Annotated in this window: 26 protein-coding genes; 19 read left to right on the top strand and 7 right to left on the bottom strand. The window is 35.9% G+C overall.

Features of this window, described 5'->3' with window-relative positions; genetic code table 11:
- The first annotated feature begins 46 nt into the window (after nucleotides 1-46).
- Both AAA923_RS02935 and AAA923_RS02940 read left to right on the top strand, forming a co-directional pair.
- Complete coding sequence (locus AAA923_RS02935; RefSeq protein WP_338214468.1) at nucleotides 47-880, top strand: alpha/beta hydrolase; 834 nt, start codon at nucleotides 47-49, stop codon at nucleotides 878-880.
- Between the two features lie 158 nt (nucleotides 881-1,038).
- Nucleotides 1,039-1,191, top strand: coding sequence for a hypothetical protein (locus tag AAA923_RS02940; RefSeq protein WP_338214469.1), 153 nt, complete (start codon nucleotides 1,039-1,041; stop codon nucleotides 1,189-1,191).
- A 45-nt stretch (nucleotides 1,192-1,236) separates the two neighbouring features.
- Here the strand turns inward: AAA923_RS02940 and AAA923_RS02945 are convergent, their stop codons facing one another.
- On the bottom strand, nucleotides 1,237-1,671 hold the full coding sequence (locus AAA923_RS02945; RefSeq protein ID WP_041500693.1) for an ACT domain-containing protein: 435 nt from the start codon (nucleotides 1,669-1,671) through the stop codon (nucleotides 1,237-1,239).
- A 436-nt stretch (nucleotides 1,672-2,107) separates the two neighbouring features.
- Here AAA923_RS02945 and AAA923_RS02950 point away from each other — a divergent pair, with 436 nt between their 5' ends.
- Complete coding sequence (locus AAA923_RS02950) at nucleotides 2,108-2,803, top strand: NAD(P)H-dependent oxidoreductase (RefSeq protein ID WP_338214470.1); 696 nt, start codon at nucleotides 2,108-2,110, stop codon at nucleotides 2,801-2,803.
- A 2-nt stretch (nucleotides 2,804-2,805) separates the two neighbouring features.
- Entirely contained in the window at nucleotides 2,806-2,991 is a 186-nt protein-coding gene (locus AAA923_RS02955) for a hypothetical protein (RefSeq protein WP_041500696.1), read from the top strand.
- Nucleotides 2,992-3,039: 48 nt separating this feature from the next.
- Here AAA923_RS02955 and AAA923_RS02960 read toward each other — a convergent pair whose 3' ends face one another.
- Nucleotides 3,040-3,750: a B3/B4 domain-containing protein gene (locus AAA923_RS02960; protein ID WP_338214471.1), complete on the bottom strand. Its 711-nt coding sequence runs from the start codon at nucleotides 3,748-3,750 to the stop codon at nucleotides 3,040-3,042.
- Nucleotides 3,751-4,088: 338 nt separating this feature from the next.
- Between AAA923_RS02960 and AAA923_RS02965 the strand changes: the two genes are divergently transcribed.
- Entirely contained in the window at nucleotides 4,089-4,949 is an 861-nt protein-coding gene (locus AAA923_RS02965) for an SDR family oxidoreductase (RefSeq protein WP_338214472.1), read from the top strand.
- 15 nt (nucleotides 4,950-4,964) lie between these two features.
- On the opposite strand, the gene AAA923_RS02970 is transcribed toward AAA923_RS02965, so the two are convergent.
- On the bottom strand, nucleotides 4,965-5,408 hold the full coding sequence (locus tag AAA923_RS02970; RefSeq protein ID WP_338214473.1) for an Rrf2 family transcriptional regulator: 444 nt from the start codon (nucleotides 5,406-5,408) through the stop codon (nucleotides 4,965-4,967).
- Nucleotides 5,409-5,583: 175 nt separating this feature from the next.
- On the opposite strand from AAA923_RS02970, the gene AAA923_RS02975 reads away from it, so the two are divergent.
- The 8 genes from AAA923_RS02975 (at nucleotide 5,584) to arsC (ending at nucleotide 11,555) form a co-directional block, all read left to right on the top strand.
- A complete protein-coding gene (locus AAA923_RS02975; RefSeq protein WP_338214474.1) occupies nucleotides 5,584-6,525 on the top strand; it encodes an ABC transporter ATP-binding protein in 942 nt (313 codons plus the stop codon).
- Nucleotides 6,525-8,045, top strand: coding sequence for an ABC transporter permease/substrate-binding protein (locus AAA923_RS02980; protein ID WP_338214475.1), 1,521 nt, complete (start codon nucleotides 6,525-6,527; stop codon nucleotides 8,043-8,045). Before AAA923_RS02975 ends, AAA923_RS02980 begins: the two co-directional genes overlap by 1 nt.
- A 159-nt stretch (nucleotides 8,046-8,204) precedes the next feature.
- Nucleotides 8,205-8,831 carry a DUF6198 family protein gene (locus tag AAA923_RS02985; RefSeq protein WP_494515735.1) on the top strand — a complete coding sequence of 209 codons (627 nt, stop codon included), beginning with the start codon at nucleotides 8,205-8,207 and terminating at the stop codon, nucleotides 8,829-8,831.
- 132 nt (nucleotides 8,832-8,963) lie between these two features.
- Nucleotides 8,964-9,239, top strand: a complete 276-nt coding sequence (locus AAA923_RS02990) for a hypothetical protein (RefSeq protein WP_338214895.1) — start codon at nucleotides 8,964-8,966, stop codon at nucleotides 9,237-9,239.
- 130 nt (nucleotides 9,240-9,369) lie between these two features.
- Entirely contained in the window at nucleotides 9,370-9,822 is a 453-nt protein-coding gene (locus AAA923_RS02995; protein WP_338214476.1) for a MarR family winged helix-turn-helix transcriptional regulator, read from the top strand.
- Nucleotides 9,822-10,343, top strand: coding sequence for a GNAT family N-acetyltransferase (locus AAA923_RS03000; RefSeq protein ID WP_338214477.1), 522 nt, complete (start codon nucleotides 9,822-9,824; stop codon nucleotides 10,341-10,343). The genes AAA923_RS02995 and AAA923_RS03000 overlap by 1 nt, the downstream gene beginning before the upstream one ends.
- A gap of 1 nt (nucleotide 10,344) precedes the next feature.
- Nucleotides 10,345-11,058, top strand: coding sequence for a B3/B4 domain-containing protein (locus AAA923_RS03005; RefSeq protein ID WP_338214478.1), 714 nt, complete (start codon nucleotides 10,345-10,347; stop codon nucleotides 11,056-11,058).
- 95 nt (nucleotides 11,059-11,153) lie between these two features.
- Nucleotides 11,154-11,555, top strand: coding sequence for an arsenate reductase (thioredoxin) (gene arsC, locus AAA923_RS03010; RefSeq protein WP_338214479.1), 402 nt, complete (start codon nucleotides 11,154-11,156; stop codon nucleotides 11,553-11,555).
- A 137-nt stretch (nucleotides 11,556-11,692) separates the two neighbouring features.
- On the opposite strand, the gene AAA923_RS03015 is transcribed toward arsC, so the two are convergent.
- Together AAA923_RS03015 and AAA923_RS03020 are read right to left on the bottom strand one after the other, a co-directional pair.
- Nucleotides 11,693-12,874, bottom strand: coding sequence for an MFS transporter (locus tag AAA923_RS03015; RefSeq protein ID WP_338214897.1), 1,182 nt, complete (start codon nucleotides 12,872-12,874; stop codon nucleotides 11,693-11,695).
- Between the two features lie 123 nt (nucleotides 12,875-12,997).
- Nucleotides 12,998-13,753, bottom strand: a complete 756-nt coding sequence (locus tag AAA923_RS03020; RefSeq protein WP_338214480.1) for an NUDIX hydrolase — start codon at nucleotides 13,751-13,753, stop codon at nucleotides 12,998-13,000.
- Nucleotides 13,754-14,573: 820 nt separating this feature from the next.
- Between AAA923_RS03020 and AAA923_RS03025 the strand changes: the two genes are divergently transcribed.
- Both AAA923_RS03025 and AAA923_RS03030 read left to right on the top strand, forming a co-directional pair.
- The gene (locus AAA923_RS03025; protein ID WP_338214481.1) at nucleotides 14,574-15,185 is read left to right on the top strand and encodes a WxL domain-containing protein; all 612 of its coding nucleotides are present in this window, start codon (nucleotides 14,574-14,576) and stop codon (nucleotides 15,183-15,185) included.
- A gap of 64 nt (nucleotides 15,186-15,249) precedes the next feature.
- Complete coding sequence (locus tag AAA923_RS03030) at nucleotides 15,250-16,293, top strand: WxLIP family cell surface protein (RefSeq protein WP_338214482.1); 1,044 nt, start codon at nucleotides 15,250-15,252, stop codon at nucleotides 16,291-16,293.
- 330 nt (nucleotides 16,294-16,623) lie between these two features.
- Here the strand turns inward: AAA923_RS03030 and AAA923_RS03035 are convergent, their stop codons facing one another.
- Nucleotides 16,624-16,935, bottom strand: coding sequence for a DMT family transporter (locus AAA923_RS03035; RefSeq protein WP_338214483.1), 312 nt, complete (start codon nucleotides 16,933-16,935; stop codon nucleotides 16,624-16,626).
- Between the two features lie 207 nt (nucleotides 16,936-17,142).
- Here AAA923_RS03035 and AAA923_RS03040 point away from each other — a divergent pair, with 207 nt between their 5' ends.
- From AAA923_RS03040 to AAA923_RS03055, 4 genes are read left to right on the top strand one after another with little or no spacing between them, the layout of a single operon-like run.
- On the top strand, nucleotides 17,143-17,847 hold the full coding sequence (locus AAA923_RS03040; RefSeq protein WP_338214484.1) for a hypothetical protein: 705 nt from the start codon (nucleotides 17,143-17,145) through the stop codon (nucleotides 17,845-17,847).
- The gene (locus AAA923_RS03045; protein ID WP_338214485.1) at nucleotides 17,848-18,462 is read left to right on the top strand and encodes an ATP-binding cassette domain-containing protein; all 615 of its coding nucleotides are present in this window, start codon (nucleotides 17,848-17,850) and stop codon (nucleotides 18,460-18,462) included. It abuts the gene before it with no gap.
- Nucleotides 18,463-18,474: 12 nt separating this feature from the next.
- The gene (locus tag AAA923_RS03050) at nucleotides 18,475-19,299 is read left to right on the top strand and encodes a DNA/RNA non-specific endonuclease (RefSeq protein WP_338214486.1); all 825 of its coding nucleotides are present in this window, start codon (nucleotides 18,475-18,477) and stop codon (nucleotides 19,297-19,299) included.
- 51 nt (nucleotides 19,300-19,350) lie between these two features.
- Entirely contained in the window at nucleotides 19,351-19,908 is a 558-nt protein-coding gene (locus tag AAA923_RS03055; protein ID WP_338214487.1) for a sugar O-acetyltransferase, read from the top strand.
- 58 nt (nucleotides 19,909-19,966) lie between these two features.
- Here AAA923_RS03055 and AAA923_RS03060 read toward each other — a convergent pair whose 3' ends face one another.
- On the bottom strand, nucleotides 19,967-20,785 hold the full coding sequence (locus tag AAA923_RS03060; protein ID WP_338214488.1) for an AraC family transcriptional regulator: 819 nt from the start codon (nucleotides 20,783-20,785) through the stop codon (nucleotides 19,967-19,969).
- Nucleotides 20,786-20,821 lie beyond the last annotated feature (36 nt).

Consider the following 20,821-nt stretch of genomic DNA (forward strand, 5'->3'; position numbering starts at 1 on the left):
TTTATTTGTTTTAAACTTTGGTAATAAATCAAATATTGGTGAATTTATGAAAAAAATTAAGTGGTTTTTATTATTATTCGTGGCAATTATCGCCGGTTATACGACTGAACAAACCGTTTCCGCCAGTTCCAATCGACAAATGCCAACGCTATTTTTCCACGGGTTCGGTGGAACAGTGCATTCAATGGACTATTTAATTGATCAGTCACAGCGCGATGGCTTCGCTACAAGAACCTTAACCATCGTTGTAACGCCTAAAGGAAAAGTTAAAACGTATGGAGTTTGGCCGCAAGAAGCTAAGAATCCCGAGATTCAAGTATTGTTCGAAAACAATCATGAGTCAGATTATCATCATACTGCGACATGGATTGACTCAATTTTAAAAGTTTTACACAAGAAGTACGGCGTTACGCGCTTTAATGCAGTAGCTCATTCGTGGGGAAATAATGCCATCATGTATTATTTGGAAAATTACAGTCAAAAAAAGAACCAACCACAGATTGATTCTTTAGTAAATATAGCAGCTCCGATGCAAGTGTTGAATCGAGACATATATCGTCGTAATGATTGGCGCTATTCCAATCAGTTGAGTAAAGACTTTGATTCGTATGTTGAACCAAATTCAACCATTCGAAATCTTCATATCCGTGAATTGAATATCATGGGACAGTTGAGTCCAGAAGATCATTTTGATAAAGCAGTACCAGTTTCATCAGCGAGATCGTTGCGGAAAGTATTTAAGGGACCACATCAGTCCTATGAATCTCGAATATTTACAGGTCCAAGAGCAGAACATAGTGCGTTAACACGCAGAAATCCTAAGGTGTTGCATGATATTGAGCATTTTTTGTGGGTGAGAGGTTCAAACGCAAAAGATTAGGTTATCCGATATATATAACATAGCAGGTGAATATTCTCATTCCTGGAGTTGGCAATCTTTAAAAGTACATTTAATTACATAACAAATTCATTATTTCGTCACATTTTTTCTTTAAAGTAATATGGTGAAAACAATAAATCGAAAAAATAGGTGACAAAATGAATTTTTTATTAATGACATCAGTTTTCATCCTAGGACTGTTGCTATTTAAATTTGGTGGTCACGTTCAAAATGCCGTTGCATCGAAGTTCTTTTATTTTATCGGTACACTCAACGTCCTACTTGCCATGTATATTGCTTGGCCAAAATAAAAATCCCTAAATCATTTAACGTGATTTGAGGGATTTTTTAGTATATTATTCGATTGAAATTAGACGAACGTTGTCAACAAAGTCTGATAATTTTAATTTGTCGATAAGGTCGTCGATTGTGCCATTTAGATGACTAATATCGAGTGAAATCACAACGGTGGCGATGTTATGAATAGGGATATTTTGATTAATCGTCAAAATACTAGCGTTGGACTCTGAAATATCTACTAACACTTTAGAAAGAATCCCTTGTTCATGATGCAACATCATCGATATAACGGCCTTACGGTCAGTCATATCTTCGTCAGGTAGGAAAACCAAATCTTTATATTTATAGTAAGTACCGCGACTAATACCAACTTCTTTGACCGCTTCACTAACGTTATGAACTTTTCTAGTTTCAAGCAAATTCCGTGCTTTGATTACACGATCAAAGGATTCAGGAAGAATAGAACTATCAACAATATAATATTTTTCCACGACTTTTTCTCCTCACTAAATTCTATTTACAGATTGAAATGTTTAATTATTTATTAGGTTGTATTCAATATTAGAAATAAAGTAACTAATATAATTACGAGTATCTAGTATATTATGATTAATGAGAATGATAGTTTGATTATTTGTAATGAATAATTCGGAAGGGCTGAGAATATTGACCAGCTGTGGTAGTGGCGTTATGGCTTTAGCCATTACACCACCGGACGTGTTTGGAGACTTACCGAACTGTGGTAAGGCTTCAAACCGAGGTTCGAGACCAAACTGTGGCTCGGACCGTTCCGCATAGCAGGTCAATGTTCTCAGCCCTGGAGATACACCCTTCATTAACCCATCTTTTAAATTATATCATTGTGCAGTTTTGTTTGGTTTAAAGATTTGGCTTTTTTTGCTATCCTATTAGTGATCGGAGATGTTAATGTTGAAGACTTTAATAATAGTTTCACACCCAGAGATTAATAATTCGCAGACACAACAATTTTTGATGCAAGGTGCAAAACTACAAGATGTTACTTGGCATCATGTCGAGGAATTAACAACAATCGATGTTAATAAGGAACAGGCACTTTTAAGGGAGAATGACCGGATAATTTTCCAATTTCCTCTTTATTGGTACGCAGCCCCAGAAGGACTCAAATGCTGGGAAGATAAGGTACTGACACGTAATTTTGTTTACGGCGATGGCGACGATAATTTAGGTGACAAAGAGTTTGGAATTGTCGTAAGTACTGGTATGCCGTTGAAAGAATTTTGTCGTGGCGGTAGTGAAAATATTACGATTGACGAAATCATGGCTCCATATCGTGCCATAGCTGACCGTGCAAAAATGCAGATTTTGCCAACCTTTACGATAGCTCAGTTTGGTTATTTGAACGACCAAGAACAGATGCAACTGTTGATTGATTATCAACGTTACCTGACACAAGAATATCCAGATACGCTCAGCAGTCGTCAAAAATGGTTTGAAAGAGAATTTACTGACCGTTTTAAGAATTTTAACGATACTAGTTGTGCTGAATGTGAAACAATTTTAAATACGTTTATCCAACGCCGTGAAGACTTGGAACAATTGAAGAGTACTATTGGCTTGATCAAGCAAGGGGAGGATGAGTAAGCATGGATGATAATGAAAATGGAATTTGGCTGGAGAAACAAGTTGATGACCTATCCAAGAAACAACAAGCTTATGAAAACCGAGCCTTTTTAGCTGCCATGAAAAAAGTTGTTCAAGAGCAGAATCGACGTTCAGAACAATTAAAAGGTGAAGTCGATGGTCGGCTTTGGAATCATGAACAGTGGTAAATAAAAAGATGGATTAGTAATTAAATTACTGATCCATCTTTTTTCGACTTACTTAGCAAATACAAATTCTCTATTATCTTTGTTAAGTATTGTTATGTCATTGATATCAATATTCAAATAATCGTGAAACCTTGTCTTCAATGCTTTAGTAGCAGCTAAATGGTCAGCCTTTCTGTCGGGTTGAATATTTTCCATATAGAAGAGTAGATTCTTGGTGCTATCAGTATCAGCCACACGAGCACTGTCACGCCAAGCCCAACAACGAGAGATAATATCTTTATCATCACGATAGACAACTTCACCAGGTAAAGCTTCTTCCACTTCATCTTCACCAATCGGAGTGAAATTTTCTCCACCTTTAGCAACTGTTAGATGAACGTCCCCAACAATCTTGTCCAAATCCTCGGCAGCAATAGGGAATGCATACTCGAGAGAAACTGAATTGTAAACGTCAACAATCGGATTGATGTTACCAACACCTTTATCATTCTTAGCACGTTTCAAAAGATTCTCAACAGCGTTACGAGCACCTTTCTTAGTTTTGAATTTTCGATAGGCATCGCGCCATGCTTTGACCACTGGATTAATGCTGATAGGATCGTCTGGAACCCACTTTTTAGCAACTTCATTGGCATGTTGAATTAGGTCATTTGGTACGTTTGCATCGTTATGATTGTCGATACCTTTAGCCGTCATAACGGCAATTTCGACATCGGGGAAGATATCCCAAAACTCTTGATCGATAATGATTTTTTGCATTAGAAATCCCTCCACAGTCTATTTCTTTTATTATATTAGTATTACATCATTTTAATAGCTTGAATACTAATATATTTGTATACTTTTACATTCAATTATTGATGATTAATTAGTCGGAAGAGCTGGGAAATATTTGTGTGCCGAGGCTCGAGACCGTACTATGGCTCGGACTGTTCCGCACAGTTTGTGAATATTTCCCAGCTTTGGAGACGGCATATTTAAATAACACCGTACGTATTAGTTATGAAAGAGTATTTGTGTTAAAAAGAGAAATTAAATTATTGACTACTTGTAACAATTGAAGTAACATGTATTTTGTAAACAAGGAGGTAGTCAAAATGAATTATTTAATTACTGGAGCGACAGGCCATTTAGGGAGTCAAGTTTTTAATGAATTAATCAAGCTTGTACCTAGCAAAGCTGTAACTGCTGGAGTACACACAGTAGCTAAGGCAAAGCATATTGCAGATACAGGTGCTAATGTTGTACCAATTGATTTTTTGAAAGAAGATACTCTAGTTAGTGCTTTTACGGATAAGGACGTTTTGATCTACATTCCTAGTAAAAGTCATGACAGTTTTAGTCGTGTTAGTGAGTTGGAAAATGTGATTAAAGCGGCCCAAAAGGCTAAGGTTGGTCATGTTTTGGCAATGGGATTCATCGCTGATCAAGCCAATAATCCATTTGATTTGTCAGCATTCTATGGTTATTTACCAAGAAGATTAGCCTCAAGTGGTTTACATTATACAATCGTTAAAAATGCTTTGTATGCTGATCCGTTGGTACCGTACCTGCCTGAGCTAATTGAACGTAAGAATGTGATTTATCCTATGAAGGATCAGGCATTGTCATTTATCAGTTTGGAAGATAGTTCTAAGGCATTTGCTAAAGTAGCAGCCACTAAAGAACTATTAATTAATGAAAAAATTTATACTTTAACTCAGGACCGCAATTACACAATGCCACAATTGGCAGAAGTTTTATCTGAAGTCTCTGGTTCAACAATTGGTTATCAACCAGTTAGTTTGGATGAGTTTGCAGAAATTTATAATGAGGGTAATGAAGGCCACATGTTGTCATCAATGTATGATGCTGGTGGACGGGGATTGTTGAACGATATTAGTTCCGATTATCAAACGATAATGGGACGTCCAGCCACACCGTTGAAAGAATTTTTAACAAAAAATTATCAGAAGTAAGAAAAGAGCATAACGTCATCCGACGTTATGCTCTTTTGCTTTTTGTTCTACTAAAATAGTTTCGATTATATCTTGTAACGAAACATTATTGAATTTTCTTAAAGCGGCCATCTTGGCTTCTTCATAGTAATTTCCTAAGACTTTTTGGATGTTTCCCCCAACGATACAGTCAGGATTGGTATTGGTATCAAGTGTGAACAATTGTTTGTCACCTTCAACTGCTAAATAAACATCTAATAAAGTAATTTCATTAGGAGATTTGGATAATTTAGGTTCAGCTGTACCTTTCTTAGTTGCAATTAAGCCATTTTCTCGCAGAATTCCCATCAAACGACGGACAACAACTGGGGAAGTTTCAATACTACTGGCAATCAATTCGCTAGACAGCCTTTGGTCTCGATAGATTTCGATGAATGCTAGGATGTGAACTGAATCACTGAAACGAGTAGAAACTCTCATTTTTAATACCTCGTATGTGTAACTTTTAGTTTTACAGGTACTATCTTAATTGGATTTAATGAATTAGTCAATTAATTATGTACTGTGCGTATTGTTTGACACAATAGTACGATTACTTTATATTATTCATGTTACTGTTCGTGTTACTTAAAAAGTTACAAGAAAGAGATTTGTTATGATAAAGTTTGATCACGTCTATAAGAAATATGATGATACTAATTCTGCCATTGAGGATTTGAACCTAGAAATCAAGGATGGGGATTTTTTTGTGATGGTTGGAACAAGTGGTAGCGGAAAAACTACCACTTTAAAAATGATTAATCGATTGATCAAGCCAACATCAGGACAAATTTTAATTGATGGAAAAAACATTGATACATATGATTTACGGAAAATGCGTTTAAATATGGGCTATGTTTTGCAGAATATTGCTTTATTTCCTAATTTAACAATTGAAGAGAACATTACGATTCAACCTGATTCATTACGATGGTCTAAGGATAAACGTAAACAAGTTGCTTGGGACCTTTTAAATAAGGTAGGACTTGATCCTGAGAAGTATGCTAAGCGCTTGCCACATGAACTTTCTGGTGGTGAACAACAACGAGTGGGAATCATTCGTGCCTTAGCTACTAGTCCTAAGACTGTGTTAATGGACGAACCTTTTAGTGCCTTGGATCCGATTTCTCGAACACAATTACAAGATTTGGTTTTGAAATTGCATCGGGAACTGAAGACGACCTTTATTTTTGTTACACATGATATGCACGAAGCCATTCGTTTAGGAAATACAATTGCTGTTTTGAGTAAGGGTAATTTGGAACAGATTGGTAATCGTGACGATATTTTGAATCATCCTAAGAACGATTTCGTCAAAGGGTTCTTCCAAATCGAAAAAAATGGTCCATCGACTGTTGGTGAAATTGTTGACGCTGGATTTGGACAAAATATCGATGCTGAAATTAATTCAACTTTGCTGAAGGAAGATTCCCTTACTCGACTAGCAACAGAGTTGAAGATTAATGCTGGAGTAGTAGTTTTCGATAACGATGGTAGCAATTACCAACTTACTAATTCCGATCTACTAGATTTCTTGGCAAAAGAAGGTGAGAAATAGTGAGTTCGATAATTCATATTTTACAGACTCAAGGCGGTGAAATATGGGCCGCTCTAGGACAACATATTTCCATTTCATTGATTTCACTATTTATTGCGGCAATTATTGCGATTCCTTTGGCAATTGTGTTGATGACGCATAAACGAATTGCTGAAGTGATTTTACAAATAACGAGTATTTTACAAACGATTCCAAGTTTGGCACTGTTAGGTATTTTGATTCCAATAGTCGGAATTGGAACAGTGCCCGCAATCATCGCTTTAGTTGTTTATGCGGTTATGCCGATTTTTCAAAACACTTACTCTGGTTTGACAACGATTGATCCCGATTTAGACGAAGCTGCGGAAGCTTTTGGATTATCAAGAGCTAAGAAGTTAGTTAAATTTCAAATACCGTTAGCTATGCCGATGATTATTTCTGGTATCAGAATTGCGATGGTCATGATTATTGGTACCGCTACATTGGCCGCATTGATTGGTGCTGGTGGTTTAGGTACATATATTTTGCTAGGTATTGAAACAAATAATAATGCTCTATTATTGATTGGTGCCATATTGTCAGCTGTTTTGACATTGATTTTCAGTGCGTTGATCAAAGCTATTTCTAAATTATCATTACGAAAAATGGGAATTCTCTTCGCAACATTAATCGTCTTGTTTGGTGGATTTGCCGGTTATCGTAGTATCGTCAAACCGCCAGTTAATGTCACGATTGCTGGTAAGATGGGGAGCGAACCGGAGATTTTAATTAACATGTATAAGGAATTAATTGAAGAGGATCATCCAAATATGAAAGTTTCTTTGAAACCTAATTTTGGTGGTACGACTTTCTTATACAAGGCTTTGCAGTCAGGTTCAATTGATATTTATCCAGAATTTACGGGGACAGTTTTGCAGGCACTGGTTAAAACTAATCAGAAGGTTAGTCATAATCCTGAAAAAACCTATCAAGTTGCTCGTAAGTTGATGAAAAAAGACGCCAATATGGAATACTTAGCACCAATGAAGTATCAAAATGGCTATGATTTAGCTGTTACGCAGAGTTTCGCTAAGAAATATAACTTGAAAACTATTAGTGATTTGAAGAAAGTCGAACACCGTCTACATGCCGGTTTTGACCCTGATTTCTATCAACAAAATGATGGGTTCCCAGGTGTTAAAAAGGCTTATGGATTGGATATTGCCAGTGCCAAGACGATGGAACCTTCGATTCGTTACAAGGCGATTGCTAATGGCAAGGTTAATTTAGTTGATGGTTATACAACCGACCCAGAAGTTAAAGAATACAATTTAGTCGTGCTCAAGGATGACAAGAACCATTTCCCACCATATCAAGGAGCACCCTTGATGACTGAGAAGTTTGCGATGGCACATCCAGAAATTAAAACAACGCTGAATAAGCTTGCTGGAAAAATTAGTGAGTCAGATATGCAGAAACTGAATTATTTAGTTACTGTTAAGCATGAAAAAGCTTCTAATGTTGCGCATGATTATCTTGTTAAAGAGGGGCTATTAAAGTAGCCGTCTCCAGAGCTGAGAGTATTCATCTGCTGGGTGGCACCCCAAAGTTGAGTTTATAGCTCAACTTTTTTTGTTTTCGTAGTTAGTTTTGCTGTAACATAATCATCATTGGGAAAGGGTGATCGTATCAAAAATTCAATACAAACTAGAATCGTTGGTCTGGTGTCTGGTTTGATTTTAAATGCTTTTGGTAATGGACTTTGTATTTCGGCAAATATGGGTAGTGGCTTGTGGACTGCTGGTGCCGTCAACATGACCAAGTGGTTTGGCTGGAATACTGGTTTATTGCTGTTCATTATCGGTGTCATTAATGCTATAACTAATCAATTTCTGATCAAACGTTTTGATGGTCGAAGATTGATTGGTGAGGTTCTTTATGTCATGTTTTTCAGTTATTTTGTTAATATTTTTACGAATCTTCTAAATAATGTCGGAGTACCAAATTTGCCAGTCCTAATTCGGATATTCTTATCTTGTTTGGGTGTTGTATTCTTCTGTGTGGCAATTTCTTTGTATCAACGAGCCAATATTGTTATGCATCCAAATGATGATACGACAAATATTTTGCGATTTATGTATTTAAAAGGCAACTCGACTGCCGCTCAACTGATTGATTTTATTCCGCCAATTATAATGATTATTGTAGCCGGTATTGCTATTCGAAATGTCTACTCAGTCAATGTGGGTACAGTTTTCTCATTTATCTTTAATGGGGTCCTAATCGCCGCATCAGACAAGTTAATCTGGCCACAATTAAAACATAATTTTAATACAGAAAATAATTAATTTAGAGATATTTGGCATTTAAGTGAAATTTACATCCATAAGTTATATAATGGGTACACAGGCATAAGAGTAAACGCTTTCATAAGTGTGCAACCTGTGTGGTTTTAATAATTAATTAGGTGGTGTGTATTGATGAAACTAAATGACAATACTGAGGCAAAGAGAATTTTATCGGAGCTATATACCGATATTAATAATGCAAAGGATTTGGATAAAGAGGATTATTCTAAAGATTTTGTTCTAAAGACATATAATTTGTTGAATAAGAATTATTCTTTCCAATACCTATTTGGTAGATTACGTGATGATCGTAAAGTTCAAAAGACCGTAGAACAACTAGATAATGGTAAGGAATATATGGAACAAATTGACCAATTTGCACATAATGTTGGTTATGCCATCAATTAAAGTTGAATAGAAAAGATTAATTCTGACTGACATTTGCTTCGGTGAATGTCAGCTTTTTTTAATTTAGTTTTTGTTGCAAATACAACAAAACAATTGTACAATACATTTTGTTTGAAAGAGAGGCATAGATGTGGCGGACATTTTGAGATCAATCGGTGTAATTGCACGGTCGCTTGATTCAATCAGTAATATTGAATTCAAAAAATACGATTTAACTAAGGGGCAGTATATCTACTTAGCGAGAATTTATGAACATCCTGGGATTATTCAGGAAAAAGTTGCTGAAATGATTAAAGTCGACCGTACAACAGCAGCACGGGCAATTAAAAAATTAGAGACAAATGAGTTTATCGTTAGAAAACAATCCGAAGATAATAAGAAAGAAAAGAAACTTTATGTTACGAAGAAGGGTGAGGAAACTTATCCGATACTTTATCGAGAGGAACATTATTCGAATGAAGTTGCTTTAAAGGGATTGTCACCCAGCGAACGAAAGCAGATTTTTAAGCTTTTGGAAGTAGTTGAAGGTAATATTTCAGAGAATTGGGAATATGTGAAGAAGGGTAATAAGCGGATATATTAATGGCAACAACAATAAAAAGATGTACTGAAGATGATTTAAAAACTTTACAAAAACTCAGTGCTGAAACATATACTGACACATTTAAACCTTACAATACGCCGGAAAATCTGAAAGCATATATTGATGATGCGTATAATTTGGATGTTTTACGACAAGAGTTAACTAATAAAAATTCGGAATTTTATTTCTTATATGTAGATGATAAATTGGCAGGATATTTAAAAGTTAATATCTTAGATGCTCAAAGTGAACCAATGGATGACAGTTTCTTGGAAGTTCAACGTATTTATATTCGCGTACCTTTTAAACGTTTAGGATTGGGCAAGATGTTGATGAAATTAGCTATTGAACGTGCTCAAGCATTGAAGAAGCCAAGAGTTTGGCTAGGTGTTTGGGAAAATAATTTATCAGCTCAAAAGTTTTATCAAGCAATGGGATTTGAACATTACAGTTCACACAAATTCGTTATGGGAACATCAACACAGACAGATTATATTTTAAAAAAGGAATTGGAAAAATAATATGACAAAAGTAGTAGTAGATGAAAAATTTTGGGAGTTATTTCCTGAAGCACAGATCAGCACATTAGTAATTCACGGTATCGACAATCATGTTGATGAGAAAGATGATCCTTACTTCGCTAAATTATTGAGTGATGCCTCAAAAGAATCAGAAAAGTTCATCACCAATGAATCATTTAAAGATAACGAAGTCGTTGATGAATGGCGTCAAGCTTTCCGTCAATTTAAGACTAAAAAAGGTGCACGTTCATCAATTGAAGCGTTATTAAAACGAGTTAGCCAAGGACGTGAATTTTCACCAATTAGTCCTTTAGTTGATATTTATAACAGTGTTTCATTGAAATATGGAGTTCCCTGTGGTGGTGAGAATATCAATGCCTTCGATGGTGACATGCATTTAGGTGAAGCCAAAGGTGGCGAAGGATTCAAACCATTAGGTGCTACAGAAGATGCTCCTGCATTGCCAGGTGAGATTATTTACTATGATAACACCGGTGCAATTTGTCGTTGTTTTAATTGGCGAGAAGCTCAAAGAACTATGTTGACAGAGGATACAACTGATTCCGTTTTAGTTATTGAGGCTATTAATGAAGAGCAAGCAAAACGTGCCAATGAGGCTGTTATTGAGTTGAAAGACTTGATTGAAAAGTATTTTAAAGTCGATGGAAGAATTGAACATTTGACAAAAGATCATCCTGAAACAGCAGCACTATAATCAAAAAGATTTAGGAACATCTTTCAAACTTAGAAATAGATATTCAGTTGAGGATAGTGTAGTATCAGCAATATCAATGATATGGGGAAAACTTTATGAAAAAAATCTATTTCTTATGTACTGGTAATTCTTGTCGGAGTCAAATGGCAGAAGGCTTTGGCCATATAATATTAGGGGATGACTGGGAGGTTGCCAGTGCTGGTGTTGAAATGCATGGCTTGAATCCCAAGGCAGTAAAAGTTATGGCAGAGGTCGGAGTTGATATTTCTAATCAAAGTTCTAAATTGATTGATACGGAATATCTCAATAGTTGTGACTTGGTAGTAACCCTTTGTGGAGATGCCCGTGATAAATGTCCAATGACACCACCAACTGTGAAAAAATTGCATTGGCCATTGCCAGATCCTGCCGCTGCTACTGGAACGGAAGAAGAAAAGTTAAATGAATTTAGACGAGTTCGAGACGAAATCAGAAAATTAGTTTTGACTTTGAAGTGAGCCTTAATAGGATTTACAATTATTGTCAGCGAGGCATTCTTTTAATCGCTATATTTAAAAATATAACCAAAAAATCCGTGTAATCAATTTACGATTACACGGATTTTCTTATTTAATAGTTGAATTGAGTTGAAGTATTATTTTCTATCTGTGTCGATCATTCCAAAAGAAAGAACGGCGATACCGATAACTAGAGCCAAGATGAAGTAGAAGAAAATCATTGTTGTGTTGATACCAATACCCAATGAGAAACCAATTAGGTAAGGTCCAATAGTAGCTCCGATACGACCAATTGCTTGGGTGAAACCAATACCCATACCACGTAATTCAATTGGATATTGTGTTGGTGTTAGAGCAATCATAATTCCCCAAGCACCAAGTGTGAAGAATGATAATAGACAACCACTGATAAGGACCATTGCTTCAGTTTGAGCTGTACCAAAGAGGAATGCACCAATGATAGTACCGATGATGTAGATTGCCAAAACCTTTTTACGACTGATTTTACCCATCAAGTATGCAGCTAGGAAATAACCAGGTAATTGAGCAAAACTAGTGATGAATGTGTATAAGAAACTCCGTGAAATTGACAAGTTACGTTGAATCAAAATACTTGGCAACCATAGGAATAGTCCATAATAGACGAACATGATTACGAACCAGAGAATACTCAAGCAAAGTGTTGAGCGGCGGAATTCCGGTGACCAAATTTGTTTCATAGCAAGGCGAAGATTCAATTTGTCATTTTTAACATTAGTTTCTTCAGGTAAATGGTGACGTAAAACTAGTGTGTATAACGCCGTTACAGATGTGATGATAACAGTGAATTTCCATCCGTAAGCTGGCATTACTAGAGTAGCTATTAGAGATGCAAAAATCCAACCAATAGCCCAGAAACTGTCAACCAAGATTAGCATTCTAGAACGTTTATTCCCCGAGAATGAGTCTGCAATAATAGTTGATGCTACTGGTAATTCTCCCCCAAGACCAATACCAGTGATGAAACGAATCAATAGAAATTGGTTAACGTCAGTAGTTAAAGCCAATAGTAGATTACTGATTGAGAAGACTAACAGCGTAACCATCATGATATTTTTCTTACCAAAACGGTCAGCTAAATATCCGAATAGGAAAGCACCAATCATCATACCAACAGTTGTGATCGAACCGACCAAACCGATTTGACTGGCACTTAAACTCCATTCTTGTTTAATCAATGGCATGATAAATGATAACAATGCTACATCAGCAGCATCGAATAACCAGGCAGTCCCAATGACCATTAATAACTTGAGGCCGCCTTTTTGTGTAGTTTCGATTTTTTGTGAATCCAAAACTTACCTCCATAATTTATATAAAATATTACTATTTTTATTAAAGGTAAAAGTTACCTTAAATAGCACAAAAAAAGACTACCATTAGTCTTTTAAGAGGTCAAATTATCAAACCAATTTGTAGAGTTTAGCCGGACGTCCGCTTTTACCGTGCTCCATACCAATTTCAGTGAAAAGGTGGGCGTGAGTCTTGCGGAAGTTAGAGTTATCAATGTTTGTAGAGGGTTCTTTCCAAAAGGTGGCGTAAACTTCACGTGCCTGTTTGAGCGTAAAACTGTCACCTAGAATCAATAAAATAGTTGGTAAATAATCTAAGCGATTAGTAATTCTATGGAAAGCTAAACGTAAAATTAAAGCATGATCAGCAGCTAGATGGTTGTTATCATGGGATTCTTCAATATTGTTATAAAATTCACTTTCCGATATTTTGTCACTCAAAGTTTTGAAATGTAAGTCTTGATAAGACAATGAGTATTGTTCAGGCAAGTAGTCGACACTAAACCATTCGGCATCCTTGGCCCCATATCCGGCAGTCAAATCAGGCATTGAAGGTAAGTAGGTCATGTAAGATAAAGCAATTTCTCGGTGGTCACTGATTCGTTGCACATTACTAAAAGTAGCCAATTGCTCGGTGTAAAAATCAGGCAATTCGATACCAATTTTTTCTCGAATTAAACGTAAAGAAGCTTCCTCGGCATTTTCATCTGACCGTAAAATAGTTGCGGGTAAGCCCCAGCGGTCAGCATCGTTGCCAAGAGAATTTTTGACCAATAAGACTAAAACTTGTTTGGATTCTGGATTGAAACTCCAAATAATATTAACGACATTGATGATCAATTTGTTAGCTGAATTTATTTCCGACATATTAAATGACATCCTCTAATCATTAAAGATTCCGCCTTCAGCTGTCAGAAATGTAGTTTACGGTGTGACCGGTGCGAGCCAAGGTCTCGCACCTCGATTTTGAGCTTTGCACAGTTCGCAAATCTCAAAATACGTCAGTGGAGTAAGGACTAAAGTCCTAACACCACTTGCACTGCTGACTACATTTCTGACAGCTGAAGGCTAAGTTATTTTGTATTTGATATTTATATAAAATATTGAGCTAATCGTTTGATAAATGGATATGGTCAATAAAAAGATAATCGTGTTTTGAGTTAAACGAATAATGATATCCGTCATTAAAAATTGATTGTTGATGTTGATTTACTTGAATTAAGGTAAATTAACATCTAAAAATCATAACTTAAAATATAAGCTGTTATTTATTCAAAAAATACCCTAGCCGGAGGTTGTTGGTGAAACGGTAGTCTGCAGTGGAGGTGGCGTTACGGCTTTAGCCGTTACACCACAGGGCGACTTTGGAGACTTACTGGTCTTTGGTAAGGCTTCAAATTGAGGTTCGAGACCGTACTTTGGCTCGGACCGGTCCTCAGTGCAGAACTACCGTTTCACCAACAACCGGAGACGGCCCACACCCCTATTATAATTTACTTTTCGTACACTAACAGTCTAATATTTGATTCCCATCCAGATTGATTCTATAACTTGCAGTGTGGAGATCGAAAAATCTTCATAGATGGCCATAGGGGTCATTCCCAAGAGCCTTGGATGATGGGGCTATCTTTAATAATAGGCTCTGGTTCATATCGATAAAATAATATCGGATATGGAGGAGAATATAATGAAACAACTTTTAAAAAATAGTTTATTAATAGGTGGAGCACTTTTAGGAATAGTTTCGATTGGTGCAGGTGGTTATGTTGCTAAGGCTGATACAACCACGCCAACTACCTCGACGACGCCAGAAACGGCAACAACTACAATTACACCAGGAACTATAACAATTAAATCTGCACCAAGTATTGCCTTTGGTACAGTTGCATCAAGTGCTGACGATGCAAGTTATGCATCAACCAGTTTCTCGAGTGGGTTACAAATCGCTAACCCTGGTGAGCCAACTGGTTGGACGGTTTCACTATCGGATACACCATTTACTGATGGAACGACCGGTGGAGCTACTTTGAAAGGCGCAAGCTTATCATTGGCCGATTCCACTACAGCTCCTGTTAAAGCTGACGATGCCGATAACGTCTCAACGTTGCCTGTATTTACAGCTTCAACACCAGTTTCTAGTGCTCCAGTAACAATTTTGAACGCCGCAGCTGGTACGGGTGTTGGTTCATTCACAACTACTTATGGTAGCGGCGATGCCACATTAAAGGTACCTGCTGGTAATATCGGTGGTTCATATACATCAGATTTGTCTTGGACATTGTCTAATGCGCCAGCCTAAAAATTGAATCGAAGAGAGGTATATTAAATCAATATGCTTCTCTTTTTTTCTAAGAGGTAATATTATGAAAAAATATCTGACAATTATTTTAACATTAATAGCAAGCGTTCTATTGGTTTTTACTTTTGATAATAAAACAATTGATGCTGCCACTTCAAACGGCGTCAATTATAGTATTTCTCCTGAGTTACCAAGTAATCAAATTTCAAAAAATATCGGTTACTACGATTTGAAGGTGACTCCGGGTCAAAAGGAAACCATTAAATTTAAAATTAATAATAGCGACAGTAAAAATCATACGTACAAAGTCTCAGTTAACCGTGCAGCCACTGATATCAATGGTGTGATCGATTATAACGACCACGGTATAGCTCCAGACAGTGATTTACAATACAATATTGAAAAACTTGTGACTTATCCCAAAGAAGTAGCTGTGTCAGCCAATTCATCAAAAGAAGTTTCAATCGAATTGATCGCTCCCAAAGGTTATTTTTCAGGTGAATTATTAGGTGGTATTTTTGTTCAGGAAAACAATCAGATTAATAATAATCAAAAACTACCTAAAGGTGTCACTCTAAGAAATCAATATAATTATGTTTTGGGATTACAGTTACAACAAAACACTGATCCAGTTAAGCCTGACTTGAAATTTGTCAAAGTTTTCGAAACTGACAATAATGGTCAAGTTTCTGTTGATGCGGAAATGGATAACGATGTTCCAACTTTGGAAAAAGAAGTCTCTGTTAATGCCAAAGTTACACCACAAAATAGTTCTAAAATCATTTTGAAATCAAATAAGAAAGCCATGTCAATGGCTCCGAATAGCGATTTCTACTATCCAGTTAACGTCAACACAGTGACTGGACCAAGTAAGAATAAACGGTTAAAACCAGGCAAATACACGATGTATTTGAGTGTTAAAGCTAATAATGGTAAGAACCATTGGAACTTGAAACGTAATTTTGTTGTAACTAAGAAACAGATTGCCAAGATTAACCACAAGAATCCAAACCGTTCAAAGGATCTCTGGATTATCCTTGGTGCTATTGTTGCCTTAGTCGCAATTGCCGGATTTGTTATCAAACGTTATCGTAAGAATCGTAGATAGGGTTTGTTGAAGGGACCCGTTTCCAGAGCTGATAGTATTCATCTGCTGCGCGGAACGGCCCGAGCCAAAGAGCGGTCTCGAACCTCGGTTGAAGCCTTACCAGAAAACGGTAAGTCTCCAACACGCCCGGTGGTGTAATTGCTAAAGCAATAACGCCACTTTCGCTGCTGATGAATACTATCAGCTCTTCCAACTAATTTTTTATGGATAGGCAATCATCAGCACAAAAATAAGCTTTCAGTTCACTTAAATAGATAAAGTGAATTGAAAGCCTATTTTTGTTGTGTTCGAGCTGCAATATCTGCATATATTGCAGTCTAAAACAAATATTTAAAAGATATTAATCAATACGGTCCCAGAAATAACTAGAACAAGTCCGGCGATCGATTGGATTGAAATGGATTCGTGGTAAAAGACAATACCAGCAACAGTTACGAGTACTAATCCCACACTACCCCAAGTGGCATATGTCAGACTCAGCGGTAATCGTTTCAAAACGTGTGAGAGTACGAAGAGACAGATAAAATATGATGTTAAAGTCCCTAATGTGGGCCAAAGATTAGTAAAACCATCTGTCTTCTTTAAAAGTGAAGTCCCTAAAACTTCAAAACCGATTGACACTAACAGCAGTATGTAATTCATAGGCTTTTCCCCGTTAAAATTTTCTTTCAATATCATAACCGATTTTTATTGAAATGACACTAATGTTACTCAAATGAAATGATTTTTAAATCAATTTGAAATAAAAAGTCATTTCATATTTTTTTATACCAGAAAGCTAATTGACAGTTTGATTAAAATAGATTAATTTTTACTAATGTTTGAACAGGTAAAGATAGGGAGAATTTAATGTTCGAAAATGATTTAGCAATTTTTAAAATCCAAATTCGGATTGCCTTGAAAGAAAGATTTTACTTTATTTATACGCTGTTAGTACCGATCGTAATGGTTTTTCTTAATAAAACTGAAGATTTTCAAGATAACGAAGCATTGTATATTTATTGGTCTTATATCGTTGTGACAACAGTCTTCAACGGCTTTTTGATCAATATAATTCGTTTGCGAGAGGGCGGTTTTTTTAAAACATTAACTTATTTAATGGGCTCTAAACATTCGATTGTTTTAGCTAATTTATTAGTTCAATTCTTAATAATTCAATTAGAAATATTTCTATTCAATTTGTTCGTCACGTTATTTATTACCCATATTTCAGCGGTAACGTTCTTATATGGTTTCTTAGTTTCATTTTTGGCGACGTTATTGTGCTCAGCGATGATGTCAGGATTGTTGCTGCTAAAAATGAAGCAGGAATTATTCAACCTTCTAATCAGCTGTTTCTTTATAGTGGGTATTATTTTGTTGGGATTACGACCACATGGATTGTTGCATTATTTTCTGACGCTGATCAATCCATTTCAGTTGATTTTTGGCCTTTACAATTTGCACTGTAGTACTTTCCATGAAGAAATTTTTCTAGGAATAATTGCAATCGGATATTTAATAATGGGAGGAATGATTTTTAAGGGAGTTTCCATTAAAAGTCATTTGAAATAAATGAAAATAGAGAACTTTAATTGTAAATATAAAAAAGATTTTTTATTTGAGAATGTTAATTTCTATTTTGAGGATTGTCAGTTAAACTTTGTTTTAGGGGAAAAAGGTATCGGCAAGACGACATTGCTAGATGAAATTGCTGAAACTAAACGTAATGGCAGTTTTATCGGTTTTCCCAGCTTTAAGAAAATTGCTTATTTGGCACAAGAAAATGATTTTCGCGTAGGATTAACAGTTTTGGAAATACTTGCTTTTATTCGTCAGTTAAATAAAATTTTAGACTTAGAAATTCCTGAACAAATCCGTAATTTACTACATAGGCACTTCAATGATTTGGCCTTGAATGAGCGGAAATTAGTTTTGATTTATATGAATTTAATGGTCGATAAGGAGTTGTATTTGTTCGATGAGCCAGAGGTGGGAATTAATCTGGCTGAATCACAGACTATGTTTAGTTGGTTACGTGAATTGAGCGAGGAAATGAATAAAACCGTGATTGTGACGACTAATAAATTGGATAATATTTGTGATGTCGACAATGTTAATTACATTAAAAACTCACAAGAAATTATTGCCGATAATTATTTGAAAATTAAATCACGAATGGCATTTTAGGGGGAAATAAATTTGCGAAAGAATATTTTACTGTTATTACTGACACCACTACTTTTGGCAGGATGTTCTACGAATTCTAGTCAAGCAACTGCTGCATCATCTGTGAAACAATCAGAATTAACAGCAAAACAAATTAGTACTTGGAACTATAAATCTGGTGAAAAATCAATCAAAATTCTTAATAATGACGCGCCTTCAAATATTAAGAAAACTGATTTTGACCAGTCACATATTGACTACAGTAAACTGGATAATTTGAATCGTACGGGAACTGCCACGGCATACTTAACACGTAATAATCTGGGCAGATCTAACACCAGAACTGAACAAACATGGCGTCCGACAGGTTGGCACAATGAGCCTAAATATATTGATGGTACAAGAGTTATTCCTCAAAATCGTGGGCATTTGATTGCCTATACAATGACTTTTAACTTGAATAAATCTGGTCAGACACAACAGGGTGAACTCGGTAGTATCGACAATCCTTACAATTTGTTCACGCAAACTGAATTTTCAAATCAGAAGACGATGACTCAAGTGGAACAAAAGGTTAGGGATGCATTAACTCGGAATAAGAAAGTTATTTATAAAGTGACGCCAATTTTTCGAGGCCAGGAATTGATGGCTCGTGGCGTGTGGGTTCAAGCAATTTCAACTGATGGAAGTTTGAAGTTCAACCGCTATTTGTGGAATGTGCAAGATAAAGTGAAATTTGACTATGCAACTGGCCGTTCAAAGATTGACCGTGATTTGAAAGTTCCAGCTGTAGCCAATAGTCACCAGAATTATTATCACCACTATAAGAAACAGCGTAATTATCATCATAATAGTTAATTTGACTTTGAGTTATCTCAAAGTGATAAGGTATAAGTTGAGGTGAGGTTTATGCGTGAGATAGAGAAGTTGGACAAAGGTGAATGGTATTATTTTTTGGATGAAGAAGTAGCCAAGCGTAAGGCTAATGCGGCAAAACTATGTCAGGAATTCAACGAGATTCCAGCAACTGAACCAGAGAAACAAACTGCAAAAATTGAAGAAATTTTCGGATCATATGGAAAAAACATTTCTGTTCAAAGTCGCTTTAATTGTGATAATGGAAAGAATATCCACGTGGGTAATGACTTTTTGAGCAATTATAACTTAACAGTTCTCGATATTGCCCCAGTTAATATTGGTAATAATGTCATGATTGGACCCAATGTCGATATTTATACCGTCAATCATCCGATGACTGCTAAAGGACGTCGTGAGTATTTAGGCAAAGGTTTTCCAGTGACAATCGGTAATGATGTTTGGATTGGTGGAAAAGTTTCAATTATGCCTGGAGTTACGATTGGCAATAATGTTGTAGTTGCTGCAGGAGCTGTGGTTACTAAAGACGTGCCCGATAATAGTTTAGTTGGTGGAGTTCCAGCTAAGTTTATTAAAAAATTGGATGAATAAAAATTATAAACAGAAAAGGTTGATGTCGTTAAAAAAACGCATCAACCTTTTTTGTGGTCTAATGATTATCTTTATATTCTGATGGAGTACAGCCAACATATTTGTGAAAGATTCTGGTAAATCGCTGATAGGTTGAAAATCCACAAGATTGAGCGATAAAAGTAATTGATTCATTTGAGACTTTTAGTAGTTCAGTCGCTTTCTTGAGTCGATATTTCGTCAAGTATTCCTTAGGACCGATATTCATATTGTCCTTAAAAAGTTTAAAAAGATAAGTTCGATCGACATTTAAATATTCAACAACATCATTGATTGTAATAGCAGATTCATAATTATTTCTAATATAATATAGTGCCTGTGTATATAGTCTATCTGGATCTGATGATTGCGTATTGGACTTACTAGGGAAAACATTGTACAGAGAATTTAGTATTTTAAGAAGTTTAGCAGAATATAAGAAGTCGCTGCTGTTTTTCTCTTGAGAATAATTTACTATTTCAACAATCTTCTGTGGTACAACTGGCGTATCTTTGATAGAGAAGACCGGATTTTTATAAGAAATATCTATTTGAGACATGTACTGTTTGATGAGGTCGCCAGTGAATCGAATCCAATAAAAACTCCAAGGGTCAACTTTATCGGCTATCATAGTTACAGTTTTGTTGGGCTCTATATAGATAAAGTCTCCTTTTTTTAAATGATATTTAACATTATTGCTGATGAAAACACCTTTTCCACCAGAAATATAATGCAGCATATATCCAGATCTACCTAAAGGTCCATATTGGTGTGAAGGCACTGTGGCTTCATAACCGCCGGATGTAAGGTAAAGGTAAGGATTATATTTTTCGTTACTGAAGACAAAGTTCTTTTTCATTATTATTCACCATTCAACATTTCGACATAGTATAGC

The organism is Companilactobacillus muriivasis, assembly GCF_036246245.1.
GTDB classification, from domain to species: Bacteria; Bacillota; Bacilli; order Lactobacillales; family Lactobacillaceae; genus Companilactobacillus; species Companilactobacillus muriivasis.

Coding starts and splice junctions, on each gene's coding strand:
- AAA923_RS02935 (WP_338214468.1), top strand. CDS start 47: ATGAAAAAAATTAAGTGGTTTTTATTATTATTCGTGGCAATTATCGCC.
- AAA923_RS02940 (WP_338214469.1), top strand. CDS start 1,039: ATGAATTTTTTATTAATGACATCAGTTTTCATCCTAGGACTGTTGCTA.
- AAA923_RS02950 (WP_338214470.1), top strand. CDS start 2,108: ATGTTGAAGACTTTAATAATAGTTTCACACCCAGAGATTAATAATTCG.
- AAA923_RS02955 (WP_041500696.1), top strand. CDS start 2,806: ATGGATGATAATGAAAATGGAATTTGGCTGGAGAAACAAGTTGATGAC.
- AAA923_RS02960 (WP_338214471.1), bottom strand. CDS start 3,750: ATGCAAAAAATCATTATCGATCAAGAGTTTTGGGATATCTTCCCCGAT.
- AAA923_RS02965 (WP_338214472.1), top strand. CDS start 4,089: ATGAATTATTTAATTACTGGAGCGACAGGCCATTTAGGGAGTCAAGTT.
- AAA923_RS02970 (WP_338214473.1), bottom strand. CDS start 5,408: ATGAGAGTTTCTACTCGTTTCAGTGATTCAGTTCACATCCTAGCATTC.
- AAA923_RS02975 (WP_338214474.1), top strand. CDS start 5,584: ATGATAAAGTTTGATCACGTCTATAAGAAATATGATGATACTAATTCT.
- AAA923_RS02990 (WP_338214895.1), top strand. CDS start 8,964: ATGAAACTAAATGACAATACTGAGGCAAAGAGAATTTTATCGGAGCTA.
- AAA923_RS03000 (WP_338214477.1), top strand. CDS start 9,822: ATGGCAACAACAATAAAAAGATGTACTGAAGATGATTTAAAAACTTTA.
- AAA923_RS03005 (WP_338214478.1), top strand. CDS start 10,345: ATGACAAAAGTAGTAGTAGATGAAAAATTTTGGGAGTTATTTCCTGAA.
- arsC (WP_338214479.1), top strand. CDS start 11,154: ATGAAAAAAATCTATTTCTTATGTACTGGTAATTCTTGTCGGAGTCAA.
- AAA923_RS03020 (WP_338214480.1), bottom strand. CDS start 13,753: ATGTCGGAAATAAATTCAGCTAACAAATTGATCATCAATGTCGTTAAT.
- AAA923_RS03025 (WP_338214481.1), top strand. CDS start 14,574: ATGAAACAACTTTTAAAAAATAGTTTATTAATAGGTGGAGCACTTTTA.
- AAA923_RS03030 (WP_338214482.1), top strand. CDS start 15,250: ATGAAAAAATATCTGACAATTATTTTAACATTAATAGCAAGCGTTCTA.
- AAA923_RS03035 (WP_338214483.1), bottom strand. CDS start 16,935: ATGAATTACATACTGCTGTTAGTGTCAATCGGTTTTGAAGTTTTAGGG.
- AAA923_RS03040 (WP_338214484.1), top strand. CDS start 17,143: ATGTTCGAAAATGATTTAGCAATTTTTAAAATCCAAATTCGGATTGCC.
- AAA923_RS03045 (WP_338214485.1), top strand. CDS start 17,848: ATGAAAATAGAGAACTTTAATTGTAAATATAAAAAAGATTTTTTATTT.
- AAA923_RS03055 (WP_338214487.1), top strand. CDS start 19,351: ATGCGTGAGATAGAGAAGTTGGACAAAGGTGAATGGTATTATTTTTTG.
- AAA923_RS03060 (WP_338214488.1), bottom strand. CDS start 20,785: ATGAAAAAGAACTTTGTCTTCAGTAACGAAAAATATAATCCTTACCTT.